Source organism: Clostridium sp. D53t1_180928_C8 (assembly GCF_015667795.1).
Classification (GTDB): domain Bacteria; phylum Bacillota; class Clostridia; order Clostridiales; family Clostridiaceae; genus Clostridium.
Window position 1 is genome coordinate 1 of record NZ_JADPEL010000018.1, and the last position, 20,947, is coordinate 20,947.

General features: G+C 30.0%; 20 protein-coding genes, 6 tRNA genes and 1 riboswitch. Of the genes, 2 read left to right on the forward strand and 24 right to left on the reverse strand.

The window, feature by feature from the left end:
- Positions 1-87 precede the first annotated feature (87 nt).
- From raiA to I4V51_RS11955, 4 genes are all read right to left on the reverse strand, one after another.
- The gene (gene raiA, locus I4V51_RS11940) at positions 88-615 is read right to left on the reverse strand and encodes a ribosome-associated translation inhibitor RaiA (protein ID WP_195988666.1); all 528 of its coding nucleotides are present in this window, start codon (positions 613-615) and stop codon (positions 88-90) included.
- A gap of 437 nt (positions 616-1,052) precedes the next feature.
- Positions 1,053-1,769, reverse strand: a complete 717-nt coding sequence (locus tag I4V51_RS11945; RefSeq protein WP_195988667.1) for a ComF family protein — start codon at positions 1,767-1,769, stop codon at positions 1,053-1,055.
- Positions 1,742-2,734, reverse strand: a complete 993-nt coding sequence (locus tag I4V51_RS11950) for a hypothetical protein (RefSeq protein WP_195988668.1) — start codon at positions 2,732-2,734, stop codon at positions 1,742-1,744. Before I4V51_RS11950 ends, I4V51_RS11945 begins: the two co-directional genes overlap by 28 nt.
- An 18-nt stretch (positions 2,735-2,752) precedes the next feature.
- Positions 2,753-4,984 (reverse strand): ATP-dependent RecD-like DNA helicase, encoded by a 2,232-nt coding sequence (locus I4V51_RS11955; RefSeq protein WP_195988669.1) that lies wholly within the window; start codon positions 4,982-4,984, stop codon positions 2,753-2,755.
- Positions 4,985-5,141: 157 nt separating this feature from the next.
- Here I4V51_RS11955 and nagA point away from each other — a divergent pair, with 157 nt between their 5' ends.
- Entirely contained in the window at positions 5,142-6,281 is a 1,140-nt protein-coding gene (gene nagA / locus I4V51_RS11960; RefSeq protein WP_195988670.1) for an N-acetylglucosamine-6-phosphate deacetylase, read from the forward strand.
- A gap of 172 nt (positions 6,282-6,453) precedes the next feature.
- Here the strand turns inward: nagA and metK are convergent, their stop codons facing one another.
- The 7 genes from metK to I4V51_RS11995 all read right to left on the reverse strand — a co-directional run bounded on the left by metK (position 6,454) and on the right by I4V51_RS11995 (position 8,606).
- Positions 6,454-7,629, reverse strand: a complete 1,176-nt coding sequence (gene metK, locus I4V51_RS11965) for a methionine adenosyltransferase (protein ID WP_195988671.1) — start codon at positions 7,627-7,629, stop codon at positions 6,454-6,456.
- Positions 7,630-7,720: 91 nt separating this feature from the next.
- A riboswitch (SAM riboswitch) is annotated at positions 7,721-7,923 on the reverse strand.
- Between the two features lie 123 nt (positions 7,924-8,046).
- Positions 8,047-8,131 (reverse strand) — tRNA-Tyr (locus I4V51_RS11970).
- Positions 8,132-8,136: 5 nt separating this feature from the next.
- Positions 8,137-8,211: transfer RNA gene (locus I4V51_RS11975), tRNA-Thr, on the reverse strand.
- Positions 8,212-8,216: 5 nt separating this feature from the next.
- Positions 8,217-8,292 (reverse strand) — tRNA-Val (locus tag I4V51_RS11980).
- Between the two features lie 28 nt (positions 8,293-8,320).
- Positions 8,321-8,405 (reverse strand) — tRNA-Tyr (locus tag I4V51_RS11985).
- A 3-nt stretch (positions 8,406-8,408) separates the two neighbouring features.
- Positions 8,409-8,483 (reverse strand) — tRNA-Thr (locus tag I4V51_RS11990).
- 38 nt (positions 8,484-8,521) lie between these two features.
- Positions 8,522-8,606, reverse strand: a tRNA-Tyr gene (locus tag I4V51_RS11995).
- A gap of 389 nt (positions 8,607-8,995) precedes the next feature.
- Between I4V51_RS11995 and yyaC the strand changes: the two genes are divergently transcribed.
- Complete coding sequence (gene yyaC / locus I4V51_RS12000) at positions 8,996-9,535, forward strand: spore protease YyaC (RefSeq protein WP_195988672.1); 540 nt, start codon at positions 8,996-8,998, stop codon at positions 9,533-9,535.
- Positions 9,536-9,583: 48 nt separating this feature from the next.
- Here the strand turns inward: yyaC and mreB are convergent, their stop codons facing one another.
- From mreB to atpE, 13 genes are all read right to left on the reverse strand, one after another.
- Positions 9,584-10,618 (reverse strand): rod shape-determining protein MreB, encoded by a 1,035-nt coding sequence (mreB, locus tag I4V51_RS12005; RefSeq protein WP_195988673.1) that lies wholly within the window; start codon positions 10,616-10,618, stop codon positions 9,584-9,586.
- 110 nt (positions 10,619-10,728) lie between these two features.
- Entirely contained in the window at positions 10,729-10,983 is a 255-nt protein-coding gene (gene spoIIID, locus I4V51_RS12010; protein ID WP_195988674.1) for a sporulation transcriptional regulator SpoIIID, read from the reverse strand.
- Positions 10,984-11,102: 119 nt separating this feature from the next.
- On the reverse strand, positions 11,103-11,936 hold the full coding sequence (locus tag I4V51_RS12015; protein ID WP_195988675.1) for a M23 family metallopeptidase: 834 nt from the start codon (positions 11,934-11,936) through the stop codon (positions 11,103-11,105).
- Positions 11,937-12,086: 150 nt separating this feature from the next.
- On the reverse strand, positions 12,087-13,142 hold the full coding sequence (gene spoIID / locus I4V51_RS12020) for a stage II sporulation protein D (protein WP_195988676.1): 1,056 nt from the start codon (positions 13,140-13,142) through the stop codon (positions 12,087-12,089).
- A 136-nt stretch (positions 13,143-13,278) separates the two neighbouring features.
- Positions 13,279-14,541, reverse strand: coding sequence for a UDP-N-acetylglucosamine 1-carboxyvinyltransferase (gene murA, locus I4V51_RS12025; RefSeq protein WP_195988677.1), 1,263 nt, complete (start codon positions 14,539-14,541; stop codon positions 13,279-13,281).
- 20 nt (positions 14,542-14,561) lie between these two features.
- Positions 14,562-15,203, reverse strand: a complete 642-nt coding sequence (locus I4V51_RS12030; protein ID WP_195988678.1) for a hypothetical protein — start codon at positions 15,201-15,203, stop codon at positions 14,562-14,564.
- Between the two features lie 220 nt (positions 15,204-15,423).
- On the reverse strand, positions 15,424-15,825 hold the full coding sequence (locus I4V51_RS12035) for an ATP synthase delta/epsilon chain alpha-helix domain-containing protein (protein ID WP_195988679.1): 402 nt from the start codon (positions 15,823-15,825) through the stop codon (positions 15,424-15,426).
- 12 nt (positions 15,826-15,837) lie between these two features.
- The gene (atpD, locus tag I4V51_RS12040) at positions 15,838-17,232 is read right to left on the reverse strand and encodes a F0F1 ATP synthase subunit beta (RefSeq protein ID WP_195988680.1); all 1,395 of its coding nucleotides are present in this window, start codon (positions 17,230-17,232) and stop codon (positions 15,838-15,840) included.
- 15 nt (positions 17,233-17,247) lie between these two features.
- Positions 17,248-18,093, reverse strand: a complete 846-nt coding sequence (gene atpG, locus I4V51_RS12045) for an ATP synthase F1 subunit gamma (RefSeq protein WP_195988681.1) — start codon at positions 18,091-18,093, stop codon at positions 17,248-17,250.
- Positions 18,094-18,130: 37 nt separating this feature from the next.
- Complete coding sequence (gene atpA / locus I4V51_RS12050) at positions 18,131-19,645, reverse strand: F0F1 ATP synthase subunit alpha (RefSeq protein WP_195988682.1); 1,515 nt, start codon at positions 19,643-19,645, stop codon at positions 18,131-18,133.
- A gap of 10 nt (positions 19,646-19,655) precedes the next feature.
- Entirely contained in the window at positions 19,656-20,195 is a 540-nt protein-coding gene (locus tag I4V51_RS12055) for a F0F1 ATP synthase subunit delta (protein ID WP_195988683.1), read from the reverse strand.
- 2 nt (positions 20,196-20,197) lie between these two features.
- Positions 20,198-20,677: a F0F1 ATP synthase subunit B gene (locus I4V51_RS12060; protein WP_195988684.1), complete on the reverse strand. Its 480-nt coding sequence runs from the start codon at positions 20,675-20,677 to the stop codon at positions 20,198-20,200.
- A gap of 33 nt (positions 20,678-20,710) precedes the next feature.
- Positions 20,711-20,944, reverse strand: coding sequence for an ATP synthase F0 subunit C (gene atpE / locus I4V51_RS12065; protein ID WP_042399498.1), 234 nt, complete (start codon positions 20,942-20,944; stop codon positions 20,711-20,713).
- Positions 20,945-20,947 lie beyond the last annotated feature (3 nt).

Genomic DNA, 20,947 nt, shown 5'->3' on the forward strand with positions numbered 1-20,947 from the left:
TAATTATGATATATAGTTAAATAATAGTAAAAATTTATATATAAATAAAGAGAGCTGTCAATAACAGCTCTCCTATAATTATATTAATTAAATATAGTCTGGTTCTAAAAGACCATAATTCCCGTCTTTTCTCTTGTATATGACATTAACATTATTTGTATCAGCATCTTTAAATACAAAGAAATTATGTTCAACAAGTTCCATTTGTAGTATAGCTTCCTCTGTACTCATTGGTTTTATATTAAATTTTTTAACTCTTACTATTTCACCTTCATCATCTTCTTCAAATGCAACTTCATCAAAACTATTAAATCTTAAAGATTCATTATTTCTTCTTTGTAATTTAGTTCTTTGTTTTCTTATTTGTCTCTCTAATTTTGTTTCTACTAAATCAATAGACTTGTACATATCATCTGTTGATTCTTCACATCTTAAAATTACACCATTAAACGGTATTGTTACCTCAAAAATTTGGCTATTCTTTTGAACAGTTAATGTGGCTCTTGCAGCTACTTCTGGTGAAAAATATCTGTCTAATTTTGAAATCTTTCTTTCTACTATCTCTTTTAATGCTGGTGTTACGTTAATGTTCTTTCCTATTACTGTTACTCTCATAAGGTCAGCCCCTCTCTTTAAGTTCTAATTATACTATTTAAGATTTCAATATATATTTGTTTTATATATATATTTTATCATCTTATATATTATTCCTCAAAGACCGTTTTCTGAATTTACAGAAAATTTAAACTTATTTACTCTACATAACTCGTCCTATCTTCATTTATCTCATTATTAAAAATAAAAAAACATCAATTCATAAGAATTGATGTTTTTTTATAAAGTTAGCTGACCTGGATTTTGCCCCCACACTCGCCTGCTGGAGCTTTTGCTACCCGGAATTAACCTCTCACTACTAACACTCTCAGTATCTCTACTGGCAGGACTTACCTCTATACCGCACCATGCTCATTAAATCTTTGTCTAACTTACGTGGATCGTTTCGCCTGCGACTGGCATCGACTTTCATCCACAGACCTAACTTTACATTATTATTATATATTGCTTTTAGCAATTGTCAATACTATAATTTTTTTTGCCCCTGATTTTTTTAATATTTTTTTACATTCACTAATAGTAGCTCCTGTAGTAACTACATCATCAATTAATATAATATTTTTATTATTTATATAATCACTGTCATTAACCTTAAAAACACCCTTTATATTTTTAATTCGCTCTTCTTTACTCAATGTTTTTTGTTCTTTAGTGTTTTTTATCTTTTTAATACAATTACTTATCGGTATATTCATATTATTACTTATAATTTTTGCAATTAACTTACACTGATTAAAACCTCTCTTTTTTTCAGCTTTTTTGGTCATAGGAACATAACAAATAACATCTGCACGTATATTATTATCTTTTATTATTTCCATCAAAAAATTTGCTAACAAATAACCTGCTGTATAATTGCTTTCATACTTAAACTCTAAAATTAATCTTTTTAATATGCCACCATAAAAACCATATGATAAATTATCATTTTCAAATATTGATCTATTAATACTTCCCTTACAACATGGGCATATTCCTATAAATCCATCACACTTACAAATTATACACTTATCCTCTAGTGGATATATTATATCTAAAATTTCATTATATATTTTTAAGATATAATGTATTATTTTACTATATAACTTATAACTATTATTAATTAAATTAAAATTTTTAATCTCCTCTATGATCTTAAATATTGTTTTTCCCATAATATTTTATTAAATTCTCTAGTAATATTTTTTGCATTATCTATCTCCTCTGAAATTTCTTTTGATACAAGGATTAATTCTGATTGAATCTCACTTATACAGTTAATTGATCCACACATATAAACTATCTTTTTATACGAATAGTAAATATCATCAGCAAATAATACTATTATATTTACATTTGGAATATTATTCATATATTGACCACAATTATTAGTAATTATAAATAATGAATCACTATATCCATCTATTATTTCTTTTATAAAGCTAAAACTTTGATTCTTATTATATCTAACAACCCTAATGTCTAACTGCCTCAAAACTTCATAATAATGATTATAAACTTTATTTAATTTTTCTTCAGATGGTACAACAATCAATACTATTCTTCTATTTTCCTTAAACCATTTAAAATATTCAAATAATGATAATGGAATATTTTCTTCTAATCTTATTCTTGTACTCATTAATCGTGGTTCTATCATTGGCTCTTCTGATAACATATATGGAATTTCAATCTTTTCTCCTATTGGAAAAATAAATTCACTAGAATAAATTATAACTTTGTTACTCTTCCAATATATATTCTCTACAGCCTCTCTAACATACTCATTACTTAACTTTGAAAATAAAGTAATATCATCAAATATAACTAAATCATATAACATATCTATGTTATTTATCTCGCTTATAACTATACATTGTAAATTACTTTCTATTTGTTTATCACTTATAGCTTCATCAATAAATTCACGTAAACTAATTTTCTTTTCATCTACATAATCCCTCTCTTCACTACAAAAAACATATAATATATTTTTATCCTCGAATAAAGTCTTATTTATTATATTTGAAAAAATTTCTATAGTATTAAATGGTCTTGTTTTCACAGATAACACTTTTGTTTTTTTTCCATACCACTTATTTATTTTTTTAAAAATATTACTCAATTCCTTATAATTCATAGTATCGACTCCATTTATCTATTCTTCACTTATTTTATCATCAGATACAATTTCTAAAATTCTCTCTTTCAATGATGAATATCTCTCCATACTATTTGTATTATCTACCATGTATTTTAGTGCTTTTTGATTTCCAACAACTACAACAAGCTCTTTTGCCCTTGTTATTCCAGTATATAATATATTTCTATTCATTAAAAATGATGATCCCATAAAAGCTGGAGTAATTACTACTTTAAATTCACTTCCTTGACTTTTATGTATCGTTATAGCATATGCCAATTCTAGTTCTTCAACATATACATTATCATATACAATTCTTCTTTCATCATCAAATATAACAGTAACTGTTCTATTCTCTTCATCAATAGCTTCTATAAACCCCATATCTCCATTAAATACACCTACACCTTCATTATCACCATATCCACCCATTCTATTCCATTTTAAAGAGTAATTATTTTTAGTTTGCATTACTTTATCTCCAACTCTAAAAATAACATCCTTAATTTTCTTTTCTTTTTTATACTTATCTGGTGGATTTAAAATAGCTTGAAGCTCATTATTTAAATTATCTACTCCTAAAATACCCTTTCTTGTAGGTGATAATATTTGAATATCCTTAACCTTATTCCACTTAGAATTAAATGTTGGTAATCTTCTATTCACTAGGTCTAATATAGTACTTAAAATGTCTTCATTATTTTCTCTATTATCAAAAAAGAAATCTCCTCCCTTTTTATTTAAGTATGGCAGTTCTCCATTGTTAATTTTATGAGCATTTAAAATTATCATGCTCTCTTTTCCTTGTCTAAAAATTTCATTTAACCTTACTACTTTAATAAAATCACTATTTATTAAATCTCTTAAAACATTTCCAGGACCTACAGATGGCAATTGATCCACATCTCCAACTATAATAACTCTAGTTCCTAATTTAATGGCCTTTAAAAGGCTATTCATTAGCATTATATCTATCATAGATGCTTCATCAATTATAATAACATCTCCCTCTAAAGGTTCTCCTTCGCCCTTTCCAAAAAATGAGTTTTCATCATCACTAACTCCCATCTCTAATAATCTATGTATAGTTTTAGCTTCTCTCCCTGTTGACTCTGTCATTCTTTTAGCAGCTCTTCCAGTAGGTGCTGCTAAAAGCACCTTCATTCCATTATTTTCATATATTTCTATTATACATTTAATTATGGTTGTTTTTCCAGTACCTGGACCTCCAGTTATTATTTCTATTCCATTTTCAAAAGCACCAATTATCGCATCCTTTTGAGACTCTGCAAATTTAATATTATTTTTGCTTTCAAAACTAGATATTTCAAAAGAAATATCTGAATTTATAGTTTGAAAATTCTCTATACTTAATGTAATAATTTTATTTGTAACTCCTAATTCACAAAAATAATATGGAAGTGAATATACAGCTTCAATATCATTAATTTTTTCAACCTTTATCTTTCCTTCTAAAACACTATTATATATATTAACCTCTATTAGCTCTTTATCAACTACAAGAACTTTTTGACACTCTGTAATAAGTTTTTCTTTAGGCATATATGTATTTCCAAGACCAGAAAAATTATTTAAAACATATCTTATTCCACTTTGAACCCTAAAATCAGATTGTGGCTCAATCCCTAAACTTTTTGCTATCCTATCTGATGTTAAAAATCCAATTCCCGATATTTCATCATTCAATACATATGGATTTTTTGAAACTATATCTATAGAATTCGGACCAAATTTTTTATAAATTTTCAAGCATTGATTTATTGTAACTCCATGTTTTTGAAAAAACATTATAATATCTTTCAACTCTTTACTTTCAAGATATGATTCATATATTATATTAAATTTCTTTTCTCCTATTCCCTCAACCTCTTTTAATCTTTCAATATTATTATCTAATATATCTAATGTTTCTACACCAAATGCCTTTACTATTTTTTTAGCAGTAACAGGTCCTATACCATGTATTATTCCTGTACTAAGATATTTCTCTATTTCTTTAGAAGAAGTTGGCAACAACTCTTTATACTCTTCTACACTAAATTGCCTTCCAAATTGTTTATGATTTATCCAATTTCCTTTTATCTCTATTTGTTGACCTTCTTTAATTAAAGGCATTATTCCAACAATAGTTATTACCTCTTTATTAGCTGTAACTTTCGCTACTATATATCCACTATCATCACTTTTAAATATTATTGCCTCTACTAAGCCTTCTAATATTTCCATATTATCGCTCCAAACATTTTATTTTACTCATTAATATTATATAATTATATCATAAGTAAAATTTTCATTGATTATTTTAAAAAATAGATTTATATTTTACTTATTAATACTATTAACTTATTATTAATTAGTTAAACATTAAACTGGAGGTATTTAAATGTTATTACAAAATTGTAATATAGTCTTTTTAGATAGAATTGAAAAAGGCTCACTATTAATTGAAAACGGTGTTATAAAGGAAATTAACCCATTAGAAACTACGGACTTAGAATGTATTGATTGTAAAGGTTTATATGTTTCTCCTGGTTTTGTTGATGTTCATATACACGGTGCTGGTGGACATGATACAATGGATGGAACTTTTGAAGCAATTAATGAAATAGCTAAAACTATTTGCAAATATGGGACAACTTCATTTACACCAACAACAATGACTATGTCTGCTGATGCTATATTAAAATCTATGACAGTCATAAAAAAAGCAAAACTTGAAGGAACTGATGGAGCTATAGTTTTAGGTGCTCACTTAGAAGGTCCTTTCATTAGTCCAAGTGCGATAGGCGCTCAAAATCCAAATTATTTAATAGCACCTTCATTTGAAAATTTTAAATCAATGACTGGTGATGCCATTGATGCTGTTGTTTCTATTACTATGGCTCCTGAAGTTTCTGGTGCAAAAGAATTAGCTACAGAATTAACTGCTAAAGGTATTCGTTGTTCTATGGGCCATACTAAAGCAACTTACGAAGAAGCTATTGAAGGTATAAAATGTGGTTTCTGTCACTCAACACATTTATTTAATGCTATGACTGGATTTACTCACAGGGAACCTGGCGTAGTTGGAGCAACATTCGACTCAGATATAACTACTGAAACTATCTCTGATGGTATACATATATCATACCCATCACTAAGAGTTGCTTATAAACAAAAAGGAACAGATAAAACTTTACTTGTTACAGATGCTATGTGCGCTTGTGGAATGCCTGATGGAACTTATGCTTTAGGCGGACAGCCTGTAATTGTTAAAAGTGGTGCTGCTAGACTGGAAAATGGTGCCTTAGCAGGTTCAATCTTAACTTTAAATAAAGCAGTTAAAAATATATATGATAATACAGATTATCCATTATATGAAGTTGTTAAAATGGCTTCTTATAACGGGGCTAAATATTGTAAGGTTGACGATAGAAAAGGTCAGATCAAAGAAAATTTCGATGCTGATTTAGTTATTTTTGATGAAAACATCGATGTTAAAATGACAATTATCGGTGGAAAGGTTGTTTATAATAACTTTTAATTTCAAATAAATCGAACTACAGTGATAACGAAAAACACAATATTGCTTTTCCAGAGATCAGTGAAGTTTTCAATTTGAAGTTATATTATTAATTTTCGGCATCACAGCATATAAGCTTTGGTTTGCTCTTTATTTAAAAAGCGAGATACAATTTTGTATCTCGCTTTCCATATTATAAATATTTCTTAATCTCTTCTACTTTATTTAACTCTTCCCATGGAAGGCTTAAATCGTTTCTTCCAAAATGACCATAAGCAGCTGTTTGTCTATATAAAGGTCTTCTTAATTCAAGATTATTTATTATAGCTCCTGGTCTTAAATCAAATACCTTTTCAACAATATCTGTTATCTCTTGATCTGATATTTTACCTGTTCCAAAAGTCTCTACTTCAATAGAAACTGGCTTTGCAACACCTATTGCATATGCTAATTGTATTTCTAATTTATCTGCAACTCCTGCTGCAACTAAGTTCTTAGCAACCCATCTTGCTGCATATGCTGCTGATCTATCTACCTTTGTTGGATCTTTTCCTGAGAATGCACCACCACCGTGTCTTCCATATCCTCCATAAGTATCAACTATAATCTTTCTACCAGTTAATCCACTATCACCTTGTGGCCCTCCAACAACAAATCTTCCTGTTGGATTTATATAATATTTAGTTGAATCATCTAATAATTCAGCTGGAATAACAGCTTTTATTACATGTTCCATTAAATCTTCTCTTATTTGCTCTTGGCTAACATGATCATCATGTTGAGTAGAAATTACTATAGCATCAATTCTAACAACTCTGTTATCATCATATTCTACTGTTACTTGAGTCTTTCCATCTGGTCTTAAGTAAGGTAATGTTCCATTCTTTCTTACTTCTGTTAATCTTCTAGATAATCTATGCGCCATAGCAATTGGTGAAGGCATATATTCTGGTGTTTCATTAGTAGCAAAACCAAACATCATACCTTGATCCCCAGCTCCAACAGCCTCAACATCATCCTTTTCACCAGCTCTAGATTCTAAAGCTTCATCAACCCCCATAGCTATATCGCTTGATTGTTCATCAATAGATGTTAATACTGAACATGTATCGCAATCAAAACCATACTTTGCTCTATCATATCCAATTTCCCTTACTGTATTTCTAACTATTTTAGGAATATCTACATAACAAGATGTTGATATTTCCCCCATTACTAACACCATCCCAGTTGTTACTGCTGTTTCGCAGGCAACTCTTGCCATAGGATCCTTTTCTAGTATATTGTCTAAAACTGCATCTGATATTTGGTCACATATTTTATCTGGATGCCCTTCTGTTACTGATTCTGAAGTAAATAATCTTCTCATTTTGCTTAGCTCCTTTCAACTTTTTGATATTAATTCTAAGCAATAAAAAAAGCCTCTTCAAGAAAGAAGAGACTGTAATTATCTAAGGTCTTTCTTATCTTGCAAAAATAATCTTTATTATGCAGGAATTTGCACCACGCTAATTCAGTTTGTAGTTTGGAGTTTTTAGTTAGTAGTTTTTCAGGAAACTTTACGAATTTCTCTAACTTCTAACTTATAACTTCTAACTAGTAACTAGTTAACAGGTTGCAGGGTTTCACAGGGCCTTTATCCCTCCACCTCTCTGGATAAGAACTAATATCAAATTTTATTTCTAACACATTTTAACAATATATTTATACTATGTCAATAGTAATTATATACATTATTTTAAATAAAACTTTTACAAAAAATAAAAGCATGGTATTAACCATGCTTTGGTGGGGGAGGACGGATTCGAACCATCGAAGCGAAACGCAACAGATTTACAGTCTGCCCCCTTTGGCCACTCGGGAACTCCCCCATATTTGGAGCTTCATGTCGGAGTCGAACCAACAACCTGCTGATTACAAGTCAGCTGCTCTGCCATTGAGCCAATGAAGCTTATTTGGTGGAAACAACAGGGATCGAACCTGTGACCCTCTGCTTGTAAGGCAGATGCTCTCCCAGCTGAGCTATGCTTCCATATCTTTTCAATAAAATTAAATTTAAATGGTGGGGGAGGACGGATTCGAACCATCGAAGCGAAACGCAACAGATTTACAGTCTGCCCCCTTTGGCCACTCGGGAACTCCCCCATTTGGAGCTTCATGTCGGAGTCGAACCAACAACCTGCTGATTACAAGTCAGCTGCTCTGCCATTGAGCCAATGAAGCATATTCCAATTTAATTTTATTATTTTTTAAATTATTAATGGTGGGGGAGGACGGATTCGAACCATCGAAGCGAAACGCAACAGATTTACAGTCTGCCCCCTTTGGCCACTCGGGAACTCCCCCATGAACAATTTAATAACTTTGTGCCGTTCGTTTTGTTACTTCCGAACTGACAAGGACTAGTATATAATTAATGCCTAAATAAATCAACCTTAATTTTATCCCTTTTAAGCTAATTATATTGATTTTTCTTTCATTTACTTTCTTTTTCTTTATTTTAATACATTGTTAACTTTTTTTTATTATATGTATTATTAAAAATATTTTAAATGTTTTTATCAATTTCAGTAACATATATTTCTCAACAAAAATATATTATAAGTGAAACAACACTTTAATATTTAAAGGTAAATTTTTCATTATTTAATTAACACACTTATATTATCAAATTTCTAATCATATATTTTATATATGATATTCTTTCATCTATTATAACGATAGGGGTGAATTATTTGATAAAACGAAAATTTAACTATAAATCTAATTTAGCATATTATGAAATTGCTGAATTCATGAGAAAGTATATTAATTCTAATACTATAATAGTATGTATAGGCACTGATAAATGCGTTGGTGATTGTTTAGGTCCATTAGTTGGAACCTTTCTTGAAGAACATAATTTTCCCTTACCTGTATACGGCACATTAAAGGATCCTATTCATGCTCTAAATCTTGATAAAAAATTGCTTGAAATAAATAAATTACATCCTAATTCATCTATAATAGGCATTGATGCATGTTTAGGTGATACAACATCAATAGGTGAAATTCATACTCGTGATTATCCAATCCATCCTGGAAAAGGTGTAGGAAAATCCCTCCCTGATGTTGGTACAGCCTCAATAATAGGAATAATTGATTCAAGCGATACAGCTGAATTCTTTACATCTAGGAGTATACGACTTCATTTAGTATTTGAAATGGCAAAAGTTATTTCACATGGATTAATCCATGCATATTATTTAAATACTATAATTAATAAGCAAAGCTAGAAGTTAATAACTTCTAGCTTTGCTTATTATCAAAAAATTTCATAATAACTAATTTATTAATTGTATCTCTCTACTTGAAAAATCGTTGTCCAATTTGCTGACATAATTTAAAACTTCACCAGTTCCTATTGCAACAGCTTCCACTGAATTTTCTGCTACTCTAACTTCTATGCCTGTATTAGCCTCAATAAGCTTATCTAAACCATCAATTAATGCACCACCACCAGTCATTAATATTCCTTTTTCTATTATATCCGCAGATAATTCTGGTGGAGTTTTTTCTAATACCGATTTTACAGTCTCAACTATTAATGATACTGGCTCCATTAATGCTCCTCTTAATTCTTCTGTAGAAATAACTATTTCATCAGGTAAACCTGTGATTAAATTTCTTCCCTTCATTGTTGTTGTTAAATTTCTAGATCCTTCAAATACTGATCCAATTGATACCTTTAAATCTTCAGATGTTTTCTCTCCGATTAAAATCTTATATTTATTTCTAACATATCTTGTAATTGCCTCATCAAATTTATCACCAGCTATTTTAATTGATTCCCTTATAACTACCCCACCTAATGAAATTACAGCAATATCAGTTGTTCCTCCACCGATATCAACTATCATATGTCCATCTGGTTTAGTTATATCTAATCCTGCACCGATTGCAGCTGCTAGTGGTTCCTCTATAAGATGTACCTTTTTTGCTCCCGAATTCATTGTAGCATCTACAACTGCCCTTTTTTCAACTTCCGTTGCTTGCGAAGGTATACAAACCATTACTTTTGGTGCTATAACACGTCCCTTTCCACAAGCCTTTTTTATAAATGCCTTAAGCATTTTCTCTGTTACATCATAATCTGAAATAACACCATCTCTTAATGGACGAACAGCCACTATATTTCCTGGTGTTCTTCCTATCATTTTCCTTGCCTCTTCTCCAACAGCTAAAACCTTATTATTATTTTTATTAATTGCTACAACTGAAGGTTCTTTTAACAAAACCCCTTTTCCTTTTACATATACAAGTACAGTAGCTGTACCTAAATCTATTCCTAGATCACTACCACTTCTCCAAAACCACATTTAATTCACTCCTAAATATATAATAATTTCAAAATAATTGTTTTTTCTACAAATTTATCCCTACTTTATTATATATGTAATGAATTTATCATTCAATCATTTTATATCTATTATAACTCATTTGCCTTATATTTCATTTTTGTAGCTTTTCCACCTCTTATATGTCTTTCAGACTTATTTAGTTCTAATATTAAATGTGTTTGTTCTGCTATTGCTGGATTAATTTTAGGCAATCTTTCAGTCATATCCTTATGAATAGTACTCTTACTTACACCAAATACTTTTGCTGTTTTTCTTATTGTAGCCTTAGAATCAATTATATATTGTGCAACTTCTAAAACTCTTTCTTCAATATAATCTTTCAAGATTCTACCTCCTTAACCTCTATTTGTTATTTACTTTATAAAAAAAATCATAAAATTTACATAAATAAAACTAAATATTTTTTAAGTATCAACCATAAAATGGTTGATACTTAAAACAATTACTTTAAATTAAAGTATGCACTAGGATCAACATCATTTCCATTTGCATCTTGTACTTGAACATTTAATACATCTCCGCAAACTTTTGATGTAAATATACCTGAAGTATTACCAACTGTTCCTATTTCAGTTCCAGCACTAACAACATCTCCTACTGCTACTTTAACTTCTTCACTTAAGTTAGTGTATTTTGTCTTTAATCCATTTGTATGTGTAATGATAATGTAAGTACCATCTGTAGTATTACTTGATACTTCTTCAACTTTTCCCTCTGCAGCTGCTTTAACAGCAGTTCCTACTGCAGCATTAATATCAATACCTCTTCTTGATGTATCTTCACTTCTTGTTTCATCAGAATAAGTTCTAATCATCTTACCAAATCCTCTTGAAATAGCCACATTTCCATCTATAGGTAATGATAAAACTATTTGAGTATCATTTCCTGCAGAAACATCAGTTGTTTCTTCTTGTGTAGATTCTGTAACTTGATTTTCAGCAACTTCCCCTTGAGTATTATCTGCTACTTGTTCTTGTGAATCCGCAACTTCAGGCTCAGATAAAATTTCCTCACTATTATTAGCTAACTCATCATTATTTTCTACTCTTTCAGCATTTTGCTTATTAAAGTTAGAATCAGTCTCTGAAGAAGTCTTATCCTCTACCTCATTTAAAGATAATTCGTTATTTACCTTATTTTCTTCTTTAGCAACAGAATTTTTTCTAATTGTAAATGCAGCTACTGTTGCAACAATACATAGACAAACAAATAATACTAAGTAAAAGCCCTCCTTTCTGAAAAAGTCCTTTACTTTATTTTTTTTATTTTGGTCCATTTCAACACCTCCTGTCTTGTATTCTTGCCTGTAAAGATAAATTAATTCACTTTAAACTTAAGTTTTATACGTCAAATTTATACAAAAAAAGACAAGAATAGTTTTTATTTAATAAAACTCTTCTTGTCTTTCATTTATTAAATTTATATATTAACTAAATTTTAAATACCCTATATTAATTCCAGTATAATAGTGCTTCAAAATTTCCTCATATTTACTACCTTCTTTAGCCATAATATTGGCTCCCCATTGACTCATACCCACTCCATCACCATCCCCCTTACATTCAAATATGATTGTCTTATCCTTTATTGAATATGTAAAATTAGTCGAATTTAATCCTACCATAGTTCTAAATTCAGCTCCATCTATCTTATCATTTCCAATAACAACTGTAATAACACCACCAGCACTACTTCTCTTACTAATCTTTAATTTCGAACTTAAATTTTCTGTATTTAATCCTGAGTTTGGATATTCAGCATTTATTGCTAAAGACAAATCACTCAATGTCATCTTCTTCGTGGTTGTAAATTTAGGAGATGACTCTTCTCCAAAACTTTCAACCGATATAAGATATGGTATATCTCCAAATGATAAATCAGATGCCGATTCAGTTTTTCCTGAACTAGTAGAAAAAAATAACGGATATAAAACTAATTCTCCGTCATATGTTAAGATCATTCCCTTAGTATCCTCTACTGCAGCCTGTATCTTATTCCAATATTTCTCACCATTTTCTTCCCCCCATTTATTAATTAATTCATCCTTAGAAGAATAAATCTGACAATGCATAGAATCACATATATCCGTTTCATCATGAATTGAACAATTATTTATTTTTTTACTTGCTAAGTAAGTTCTGCTTGCTATAGCTTGAGCCTTTAATGCTTCTTCCTCAAAATTTACTTGCATCTCATTAGCAACCACTCCACATATATAATCTTCAATATTAACTTCCTCCACAGTTTCCTTTAATGTTCTATAAACCCTTACTATATCATCACCATTTATATGTATTTCATTACTTGTCTCTGCTAATGTTTCCTTAGTTGCCTCCTCCTTTTTAATAGGTTGTTTGCTCTCTTTAATACTATTAGTTTTTATGGATAACATGGGAATAATTATCATAAATAAAATTATTAATATAGTTGTATATAATATCGGTTTTATCTTACTTATAACACCACAATTTATTTTTTTCATAGCCCCTCCTATTACTCTATTACATCTATATATATGTTTTAATCTGTAAAACAATACCTCTTATTTTCAAACCATACACTTATGCTACTCTAAAATTCAAAAAAAAAATTAGGAGTCTTTAAAAGACTCCTAAGTATTATTTATATGCTCTATATATATCTGCACCAAGCTTTCTAAATTTATCTTCTATATTAGTGTACCCTCTATCTATATGATATATTTCACCAATTTCCGTTTGACCACTAGCAACTAATCCAGCTAAAATCATAGCTGCACCAGCTCTTAAATCAGTAGCCTTCACTTGACATCCAGTAAGATTCTCTACCCCTTCAACAATAGCAATTCTTCCGTCAATTTTAATATTAGCACCCATCCTACCAAGTTCTCCAACATGCATAAATCTATTTTCAAACACTGTTTCTGTTATTACACTTGCACCTCTTGTAACTGATAATAATGCCATCATCTGTGCTTGCATATCTGTTGGAAAGCCTGGATAAGGCATTGTTTTTATATCCACTGCCCTCTTTTCACTTGTTCCATCTACTATCATTTTTTCTCCATCTACCTTACAGTAGACTCCACACTCTTTTAATTTTTCAATTGTTGGCATCAAGTGCTCTTCATTAACTCCATTTATAGTTATTTTACTATTTGTTATTCCTGCTGCAACCATAAACGTACCAGCTTCAATCCTATCAAAAATAGGTGTAAATGGTTCAGGTTGTTTTAATTCTGATACACCCTGTATAGTTATTTTTCCATATCCAGCTCCCTCTATTTTTGCTCCCATACTATTTAAAAATCTTGCTAAATCCCATATTTCTGGTTCTTCAGCCGCATTTTCAATAACTGTAACTCCTGGTGCAAAAACAGAAGTCATCATTATATTTTCTGTAGCCCCTACAGATGGGAAATCTAAATATATTCTATTTCCATGTAGTTTATTAATTTTAGCTTCAACATATCCATAGCCTATTTCAGAATCTATTCCTAATGCCTTAAAACCTTTCAAGTGAAGATCTACTGGCCTACTTCCAATATTACATCCTCCTGGCATTGATATTTTACATCTGCCAAATCTAGCTAACATAGGTCCCATAACCAAAAATGATGCTCTCATCTTACGTATTAATTCATTATTTGCTTCTATTTCTTTTAGGTTTAAAGTATTTATCTTTAAATCCCCTGTTATAGGTGAAAATTTAACTTCACAATTTAATTCTCTTAATAAATTTATTAAAACTGTTACATCTTCTAACATAGGTACTTTTTTCAAAACTATTTCTGTTGGATTTAAAATAGTTGCAACTATTATAGGTAATACTGCATTTTTTGCAACACTTATATCAACTTCTCCTTGAAGTTTTTTTCCACCTCTAACTATAATTTTTTCCATATTATCCTCCATATTTATTGTTAGTATGTTACGAAAATTATCGGTGTTCCTATAATTAAATATGAACCTGTATCGTAAGTAATTTGTCCAATGTTTATATTAGTACTATCTATCATCGTTGCCTTAGCTATACTACCATTGCTTATATCTAATTTTTCATTAATTTTAATTTTCAATTTATTTTCTACATCTTCAAATATATTTTTTTCTTCTGTTTCTATCTTTCCCTTTATAAATGAAAAATACCTCTCATCTATAAATTTACTGTTTCTAATTTCTTGAACTAATACTTCTAAATTTTTTTCTGATAAAGTCTTATCATTATTAATTGCTATTACTTCAACTTTTGTTAATCCATTATAATTAAAAATATTAACACTATAGTCAATATTTTTACCTTTTGCAGATATGCCCCTTTCAGTTATTGTTACTATTAAATCATTTTTTCCCTCAAAAATTTTATTTATTCTTTTAAATTCATCGTTAATATCTGCCTTTACTGTATATTCCAATTTAATACCATTTTCAATAAATTCATATTCATTTAATACATATCTTTCAACATCATTAAATAAATCCTTCTTTGCTTCACACTCATACTCTTTTCCATTAATAATTAATAGAGAAAAGATTAAAAGAAATACAAAAAATACTTTTTTCATATTGTAATCCCCTGCCCTTCCTCTAAAATTATTGTCCAAACTATTTTTTTTATACACTATAATATATATATATTATAAATCCCTTAGAATAGTTCGCTCTCATCTTAAATTTTTATAAATATCAACTATATTCGTCTATATACAACAGAGTATTTAAAATTTAACTATATTCTTTATAATATTCAAAAAAAATAAAGAAGCCACTTATTTAGCGACTTCTTTATTTTAATTCTAATCTAGCTTTAGCTCTAGCCTCTGCCTTCTTAGCTCTTCTAATATCAATATTATTTTTTTCTTTATTATTTAATCTATCTTGAGCTCTCTTAAGAGATTTCTCTGCACGATCTTTATCAATCTCTTCTGGGAAATTAAAAGAATCACAACAAAAATTAATTATATTATCCTTAATATAAACAATTCCTGATGAAGTAAATACTTTTTTCTTACTTCCATCTATATTAGTATACGTAGTTACTGCTGGTATAGTAGCTATTATAGTTGGTGCATAATTTGCTAGAATTTCTATTTTACCATCATCTGCAGTTGTTGCTAAAGTAACTATTTCCTCTGTTAGCATTTCACGCCCTGGAGCTACAATATTAAGTTTTATTAATTTTCCCATAAATCATATCTCCTATTTCATACTATTTGCTTTTTCTACAACTTCTTCAATTGTACCTGCAAATAAGAATGCTGATTCAGGTAAGTGATCATATTTTCCTTGTAATATTTCTTTGAATCCTCTTACTGTTTCTTTTACAGGAACATATCTTCCTTGCATTCCTGTAAATTGTTCTGCAACTGTAAATGGTTGAGATAAGAATCTTTGAATTCTTCTTGCTCTAGCAACTACAGCTTTATCTTCATCAGATAATTCATCAACACCTAAAATTGCTATTATATCTTGTAATTCTGTATATCTTTCAAGTATATTTTTTACTTCTGTTGCAACTTCATAATGTTCTTTTCCAACTACTCTTGGATCAAGTATTCTAGATGAAGATTCTAGAGGATCAACTGCTGGATATATACCTAATGCTGAAATAGATCTAGATAATACAGTAGTAGCATCTAAATGTGTAAATGTAGTTGCTGGTGCTGGGTCTGTTAAGTCATCCGCTGGAACATAAACAGCTTGAACTGATGTTATAGATCCATTTTTTGTTGATGTAATTCTTTCTTGAAGAGCACCCATTTCAGTTGCAAGTGTTGGTTGGTAACCAACTGCTGATGGTATTCTTCCTAATAATGCAGATACCTCAGAACCTGCTTGTGTAAATCTAAATATATTATCTATAAATAATAATACATCTTGACCTTGATCTCTAAAGTATTCAGCCATAGTTAATCCAGTTAATGAAACTCTCATTCTTGCACCTGGTGATTCATTCATTTGCCCAAATACTAACGCAGTTTTATTAATAACTCCTGAATCCATCATTTCATGATAAAGATCATTACCTTCTCTTGATCTTTCCCCTACTCCTGTAAACACAGAAAGTCCACCATGCTCTTTTGCAATATTATTAATTAACTCTTGAATTAAGACTGTTTTTCCTACACCAGCCCCTCCAAATAGACCTATTTTACCACCTTTTTGATATGGTGCAATTAAGTCAATAACTTTTATTCCAGTTTCAAACATTTCAGGCTCTAAAGATTGTTCTTTAAAACTTGGTGCTGGTCTATGTATAGGATATGACTCCTCTGCTTCTATTTCACCCTTATTATCTATAGGTGCTCCTAACACGTTAAATAGTCTTCCTAATACATTTTTCCCTACAGGTACTGATATTGGTTTTCCTGTATCTAACGCTTTCATACCTCTTTTTAATCCATCAGTAGATTCCATTGCTATTGCTCTAACAATATCATCTCCAACGTGTTGCTCAACTTCTACAACTAACTCTCTATCACCCATGTTAATTTTTATTTCATTGTATATGTTTGGTAGAGAATCTGAATCAAACTTTATATCAACTACAGGTCCAATTACTTGAACTACTTTTCCAATTTTACTTTCAGCCATACTTCTTCCTCCTTGCTACTTTTGAGCTTCGGCTCCCCCAACAATTTCTGAAATTTCTTGCGTTATAATACCTTGTCTAATTCTATTAAACTTAATATGAAGATTTTGTAGTATGTCATCTGCATTCTCAGTAGCTCCATCCATTGCTGTCATTCTAGCACTATGTTCACTTGCCTTAGCGCTAAGCATACATGTCTTAAGCTGACTTTTTAAATACATATCCATTGCATTTTTAAACACTGCATCTTCATTTGGTTCAATTATATATTGTCCTTCTTTACCAGACTTTTTATCTACAGGTAATATTTTAACACTCTTTACTTCTTGCTTAACAGGGGAAATGAACTCTGTATATACTATATTTACCTCAGAAACTTCGCCCTTTTCATATAAATATATAGCATCGTTATATATTTTATTAACATCCTTAGTAGCAGGTATATCTGGCAAGTCTACATATTCGGAATATGTACTTATTCCATATCTAGAAACATATGAAATTCCTTTACTACCTACAACTACAACTTTTGCTCCGCTACTATTTTTAACTAAACTGTTTAAATACATAGCCACATTATTATTGTAACCTGCACATAACCCAGTGTCTGAAGTTAATACAATATAGAGTTTATCTCCTTCAAAATTTTTATAATAAATCGAGTCAAAATCTTCTGGCATACTAGAGACAACTTCTTTAATAACTTCTCTACACAAATTATTATATTGCTCGTTAGCTACAAGTTCCTTTCTTGCCTTTCTGAGTTTAGAAGTGGCAACAAGTCCCATAGCTTTGGTTATTTTTCTAGTACTTTCAACTGACTTTATTCTTCTTTTTATTTCTATAAGTCCCGCTGCGCCCACTGTTTTACCTCCTAAAGAATTGCATAGCTATATAAAGCTATGCATCTTTTAAAAATTCTTTTTTAAATTCAACTATACATTTTTCAATGTTTTCTTTTAATTCCTTACTTAATTGTTTTTCAACAATTATTTGCTTTAATATATCTCTTTGATGAGTATCCATATACTCTAGGAATTCCTCTTCAAACTTTCTAATATCTTTAACCTTTATATCTGATAAAAAGTCATTTACAGTTGCATATAATATAACTATTTGCTTTTCAACATCCATTGGTTTGTATTGATCTTGCTTTAATATTTCTATTATTCTCTTTCCCTTTTCTAATCTTCTCTTAGAATCAGAATCTAAATCAGATCCAAATTGAGAGAACGCTGCAAGTTCTGTATATTGTGCAAGCTCTAATCTTAATGTTCCTGAAACCTGCTTCATAGCCTTAATCTGAGCATTACCACCAACTCTTGATACTGAAATACCTGCATTTACCGCTGGTCTTTGACCTGCATTAAATAAATCAGTTTCTAAGAATATTTGCCCGTCCGTAATTGATATTACATTTGTTGGAATATATGCTGTTACGTCTCCAGCTAATGTTTCTATAATTGGAAGTGCTGTTAATGAACCTCCACCATTTTCCTTAGATAGCTTTGCAGCTCTTTCTAAAAGTCTTGAATGTATATAGAATACGTCTCCTGGATACGCTTCTCTTCCTGGTGGTCTTCTAAGTAATAGTGACATTGTTCTATATGCTACTGCATGCTTAGATAAATCATCATATATTATAAGAACGTCTTTTCCCTTATGCATGAAGTATTCACCCATACTACATCCTGCATATGGTGCTAAATATTGAAGTGGAGCACTTTCTGATGCTGTTCCAGCAACAACTATTGAATAATCTAAAGCGCCCATTTCTTCTAATGTATTTACTATATGTGCAACTGTTGATTGCTTTTGTCCAATCGCTACATATACACATATAACATCTTTACCTTTTTGATTTAATATTGTATCTATTGCAATAGCTGTTTTACCAGTTTGTCTATCGCCAATTATAAGTTCTCTTTGGCCCTTTCCAATTGGAACCATAGCATCTATTGCTTTAATACCTGTTTGTAAAGGTTCGTTAACTGAAGATCTATCAATTATACTTGGTGCTGGTACTTCTATAGGTCTACTTCCTGAATAACTTATAGGTCCTTTTCCATCAATTTCTTCACCAAGAGAGTTTACAACTCTACCTAAAAGTCCTTCACCAACAGGAACTTCAACTATTCTATTAGTTCTCTTAACTATATCGCCTTCTTTTATTCCTTCTTCAGAACCTAATAAAACACATCCAACATTATCTTGCTCTAAATTTAAAGCCATCCCAAATACTCCATTTGGGAACTCTAAAAGCTCACCTTGCATACAATCGTCTAATCCGTATACTCTAGCTATTCCATCACCAATTTGAATTATTGTTCCAGAATCTGAGGTTTGAATTTGATTTTCATATCTTTGTATTTCTTTTTTAATGATAGATGTTATTTCTTCTGGTTTTATATTCATGCAATCACCTCTATTCCGTAGTAAGCATTAGCTTTCTTAAATCATCTAATCTTGTTTTTACAGTACCATCTATGACATCATTGCCTATTCTTACATAAATTCCACCTAAAATTTCCGGATCAACTTCCTTTTTTAATATAACTTCTTTATTATATTTTTTTTCAAGTTTATCTACTAAAGAATTATACTCGTATTCTTCTAATGGTACAGTTGTTTTTACAATTCCTTGTATTACATTTAATCTTTCTAAATGGATTTTCTCCATTTCTTTTAATTTTTCTTTTAAGAATAAAATTCTATCCTTTTCTATTAATATTAATAAAAATGATAAAAGTTCTTCATCTATTTTACCTTTAAATATATTAATAAAGGTTTTTTTCTTTTGTTTTGTACCTATTTGTGGGTGCTTTATTACTTCGAAAAAATCTTTATTATTTTCAATTAATTCACAAATTTCTCTTAAGTCACCTAGGTACTCATCAACTTTTCCCTTTTGTTCTGCCACCTCATATAGTGCCAGGGCATATCTTCGGTCTAAATATTCATACATATTTAATTACCCACCTCAGAAATAAACTCATCTATTAATTGTCTATTTTTTTCTTCATCAATATTTTTTTCTATTACTTTTCTAGAAAGATCTAAAGCTAAATCTATAGCTTCTTTCTTTAATGAATACTCAGCTTTTTCTTTTTCTCTTTCTATTTCAATCTTAGCTCTTTCTATAATTAAACCTGCTTCTGATTTTGCTTCTTCAACAATTTCATCATATACTTTTTCAGCCTTTTTCTTATGTCTTTCTGTAATAGCTTTGCCTTCTTCTCTTGCTTTTTGTAATTCTCTCTCGTTATTAATAGCAAGAGTTCTTGCTTTTTCAAGCTCTTCATCTGCACTATCTAACTTTTCAGCTATTTCATTTTCTCTGGCTTCAACTATTAACTTAACTTTTTCAAAAAAGAAATATTTTAATCCAAAGAATAGAATTAAAAAATTTACTACTGTGGCCAACATAATACCAAGATTAAATTCCATTATCTTTTACCTCCCTTTGGAGTTATAAACATATTATGCTACTCCTACAAATATTAATAAAATTGATACTAGTAATCCATAAATAGCTGTTGCTTCTGCAAAGGCAGAACCTATAACTAGTGTTGTTGTAATTTTCCCTGTTGCTTCTGGATTTCTTGCAACACCTTCAACAGCTTTTCCTGTAGCATTTCCAATACCAATACCTGCTCCTAATCCTACTAATACTGCAATACCTGCTCCTAATGCTCTCATTCCTATTTCATTCATTTT

Coding starts and splice junctions, on each gene's coding strand:
- I4V51_RS12035 (WP_195988679.1), bottom strand. CDS start 15,825: ATGGGAAAATTAATAAAACTTAATATTGTAGCTCCAGGGCGTGAAATG.
- I4V51_RS11955 (WP_195988669.1), bottom strand. CDS start 4,984: ATGGAAATATTAGAAGGCTTAGTAGAGGCAATAATATTTAAAAGTGAT.
- I4V51_RS12055 (WP_195988683.1), bottom strand. CDS start 20,195: ATGTATGAATATTTAGACCGAAGATATGCCCTGGCACTATATGAGGTG.
- atpA (WP_195988682.1), bottom strand. CDS start 19,645: ATGAATATAAAACCAGAAGAAATAACATCTATCATTAAAAAAGAAATA.
- atpE (WP_042399498.1), bottom strand. CDS start 20,944: ATGAATGAAATAGGAATGAGAGCATTAGGAGCAGGTATTGCAGTATTA.
- spoIID (WP_195988676.1), bottom strand. CDS start 13,142: ATGAAAAAAATAAATTGTGGTGTTATAAGTAAGATAAAACCGATATTA.
- mreB (WP_195988673.1), bottom strand. CDS start 10,618: ATGTGGTTTTGGAGAAGTGGTAGTGATCTAGGAATAGATTTAGGTACA.
- murA (WP_195988677.1), bottom strand. CDS start 14,541: ATGGAAAAAATTATAGTTAGAGGTGGAAAAAAACTTCAAGGAGAAGTT.
- atpD (WP_195988680.1), bottom strand. CDS start 17,232: ATGGCTGAAAGTAAAATTGGAAAAGTAGTTCAAGTAATTGGACCTGTA.
- metK (WP_195988671.1), bottom strand. CDS start 7,629: ATGAGAAGATTATTTACTTCAGAATCAGTAACAGAAGGGCATCCAGAT.
- I4V51_RS11945 (WP_195988667.1), bottom strand. CDS start 1,769: ATGGGAAAAACAATATTTAAGATCATAGAGGAGATTAAAAATTTTAAT.
- I4V51_RS11950 (WP_195988668.1), bottom strand. CDS start 2,734: ATGAATTATAAGGAATTGAGTAATATTTTTAAAAAAATAAATAAGTGG.
- I4V51_RS12015 (WP_195988675.1), bottom strand. CDS start 11,936: ATGGACCAAAATAAAAAAAATAAAGTAAAGGACTTTTTCAGAAAGGAG.
- raiA (WP_195988666.1), bottom strand. CDS start 615: ATGAGAGTAACAGTAATAGGAAAGAACATTAACGTAACACCAGCATTA.
- I4V51_RS12030 (WP_195988678.1), bottom strand. CDS start 15,203: ATGAAAAAAGTATTTTTTGTATTTCTTTTAATCTTTTCTCTATTAATT.
- nagA (WP_195988670.1), top strand. CDS start 5,142: ATGTTATTACAAAATTGTAATATAGTCTTTTTAGATAGAATTGAAAAA.
- I4V51_RS12060 (WP_195988684.1), bottom strand. CDS start 20,677: ATGGAATTTAATCTTGGTATTATGTTGGCCACAGTAGTAAATTTTTTA.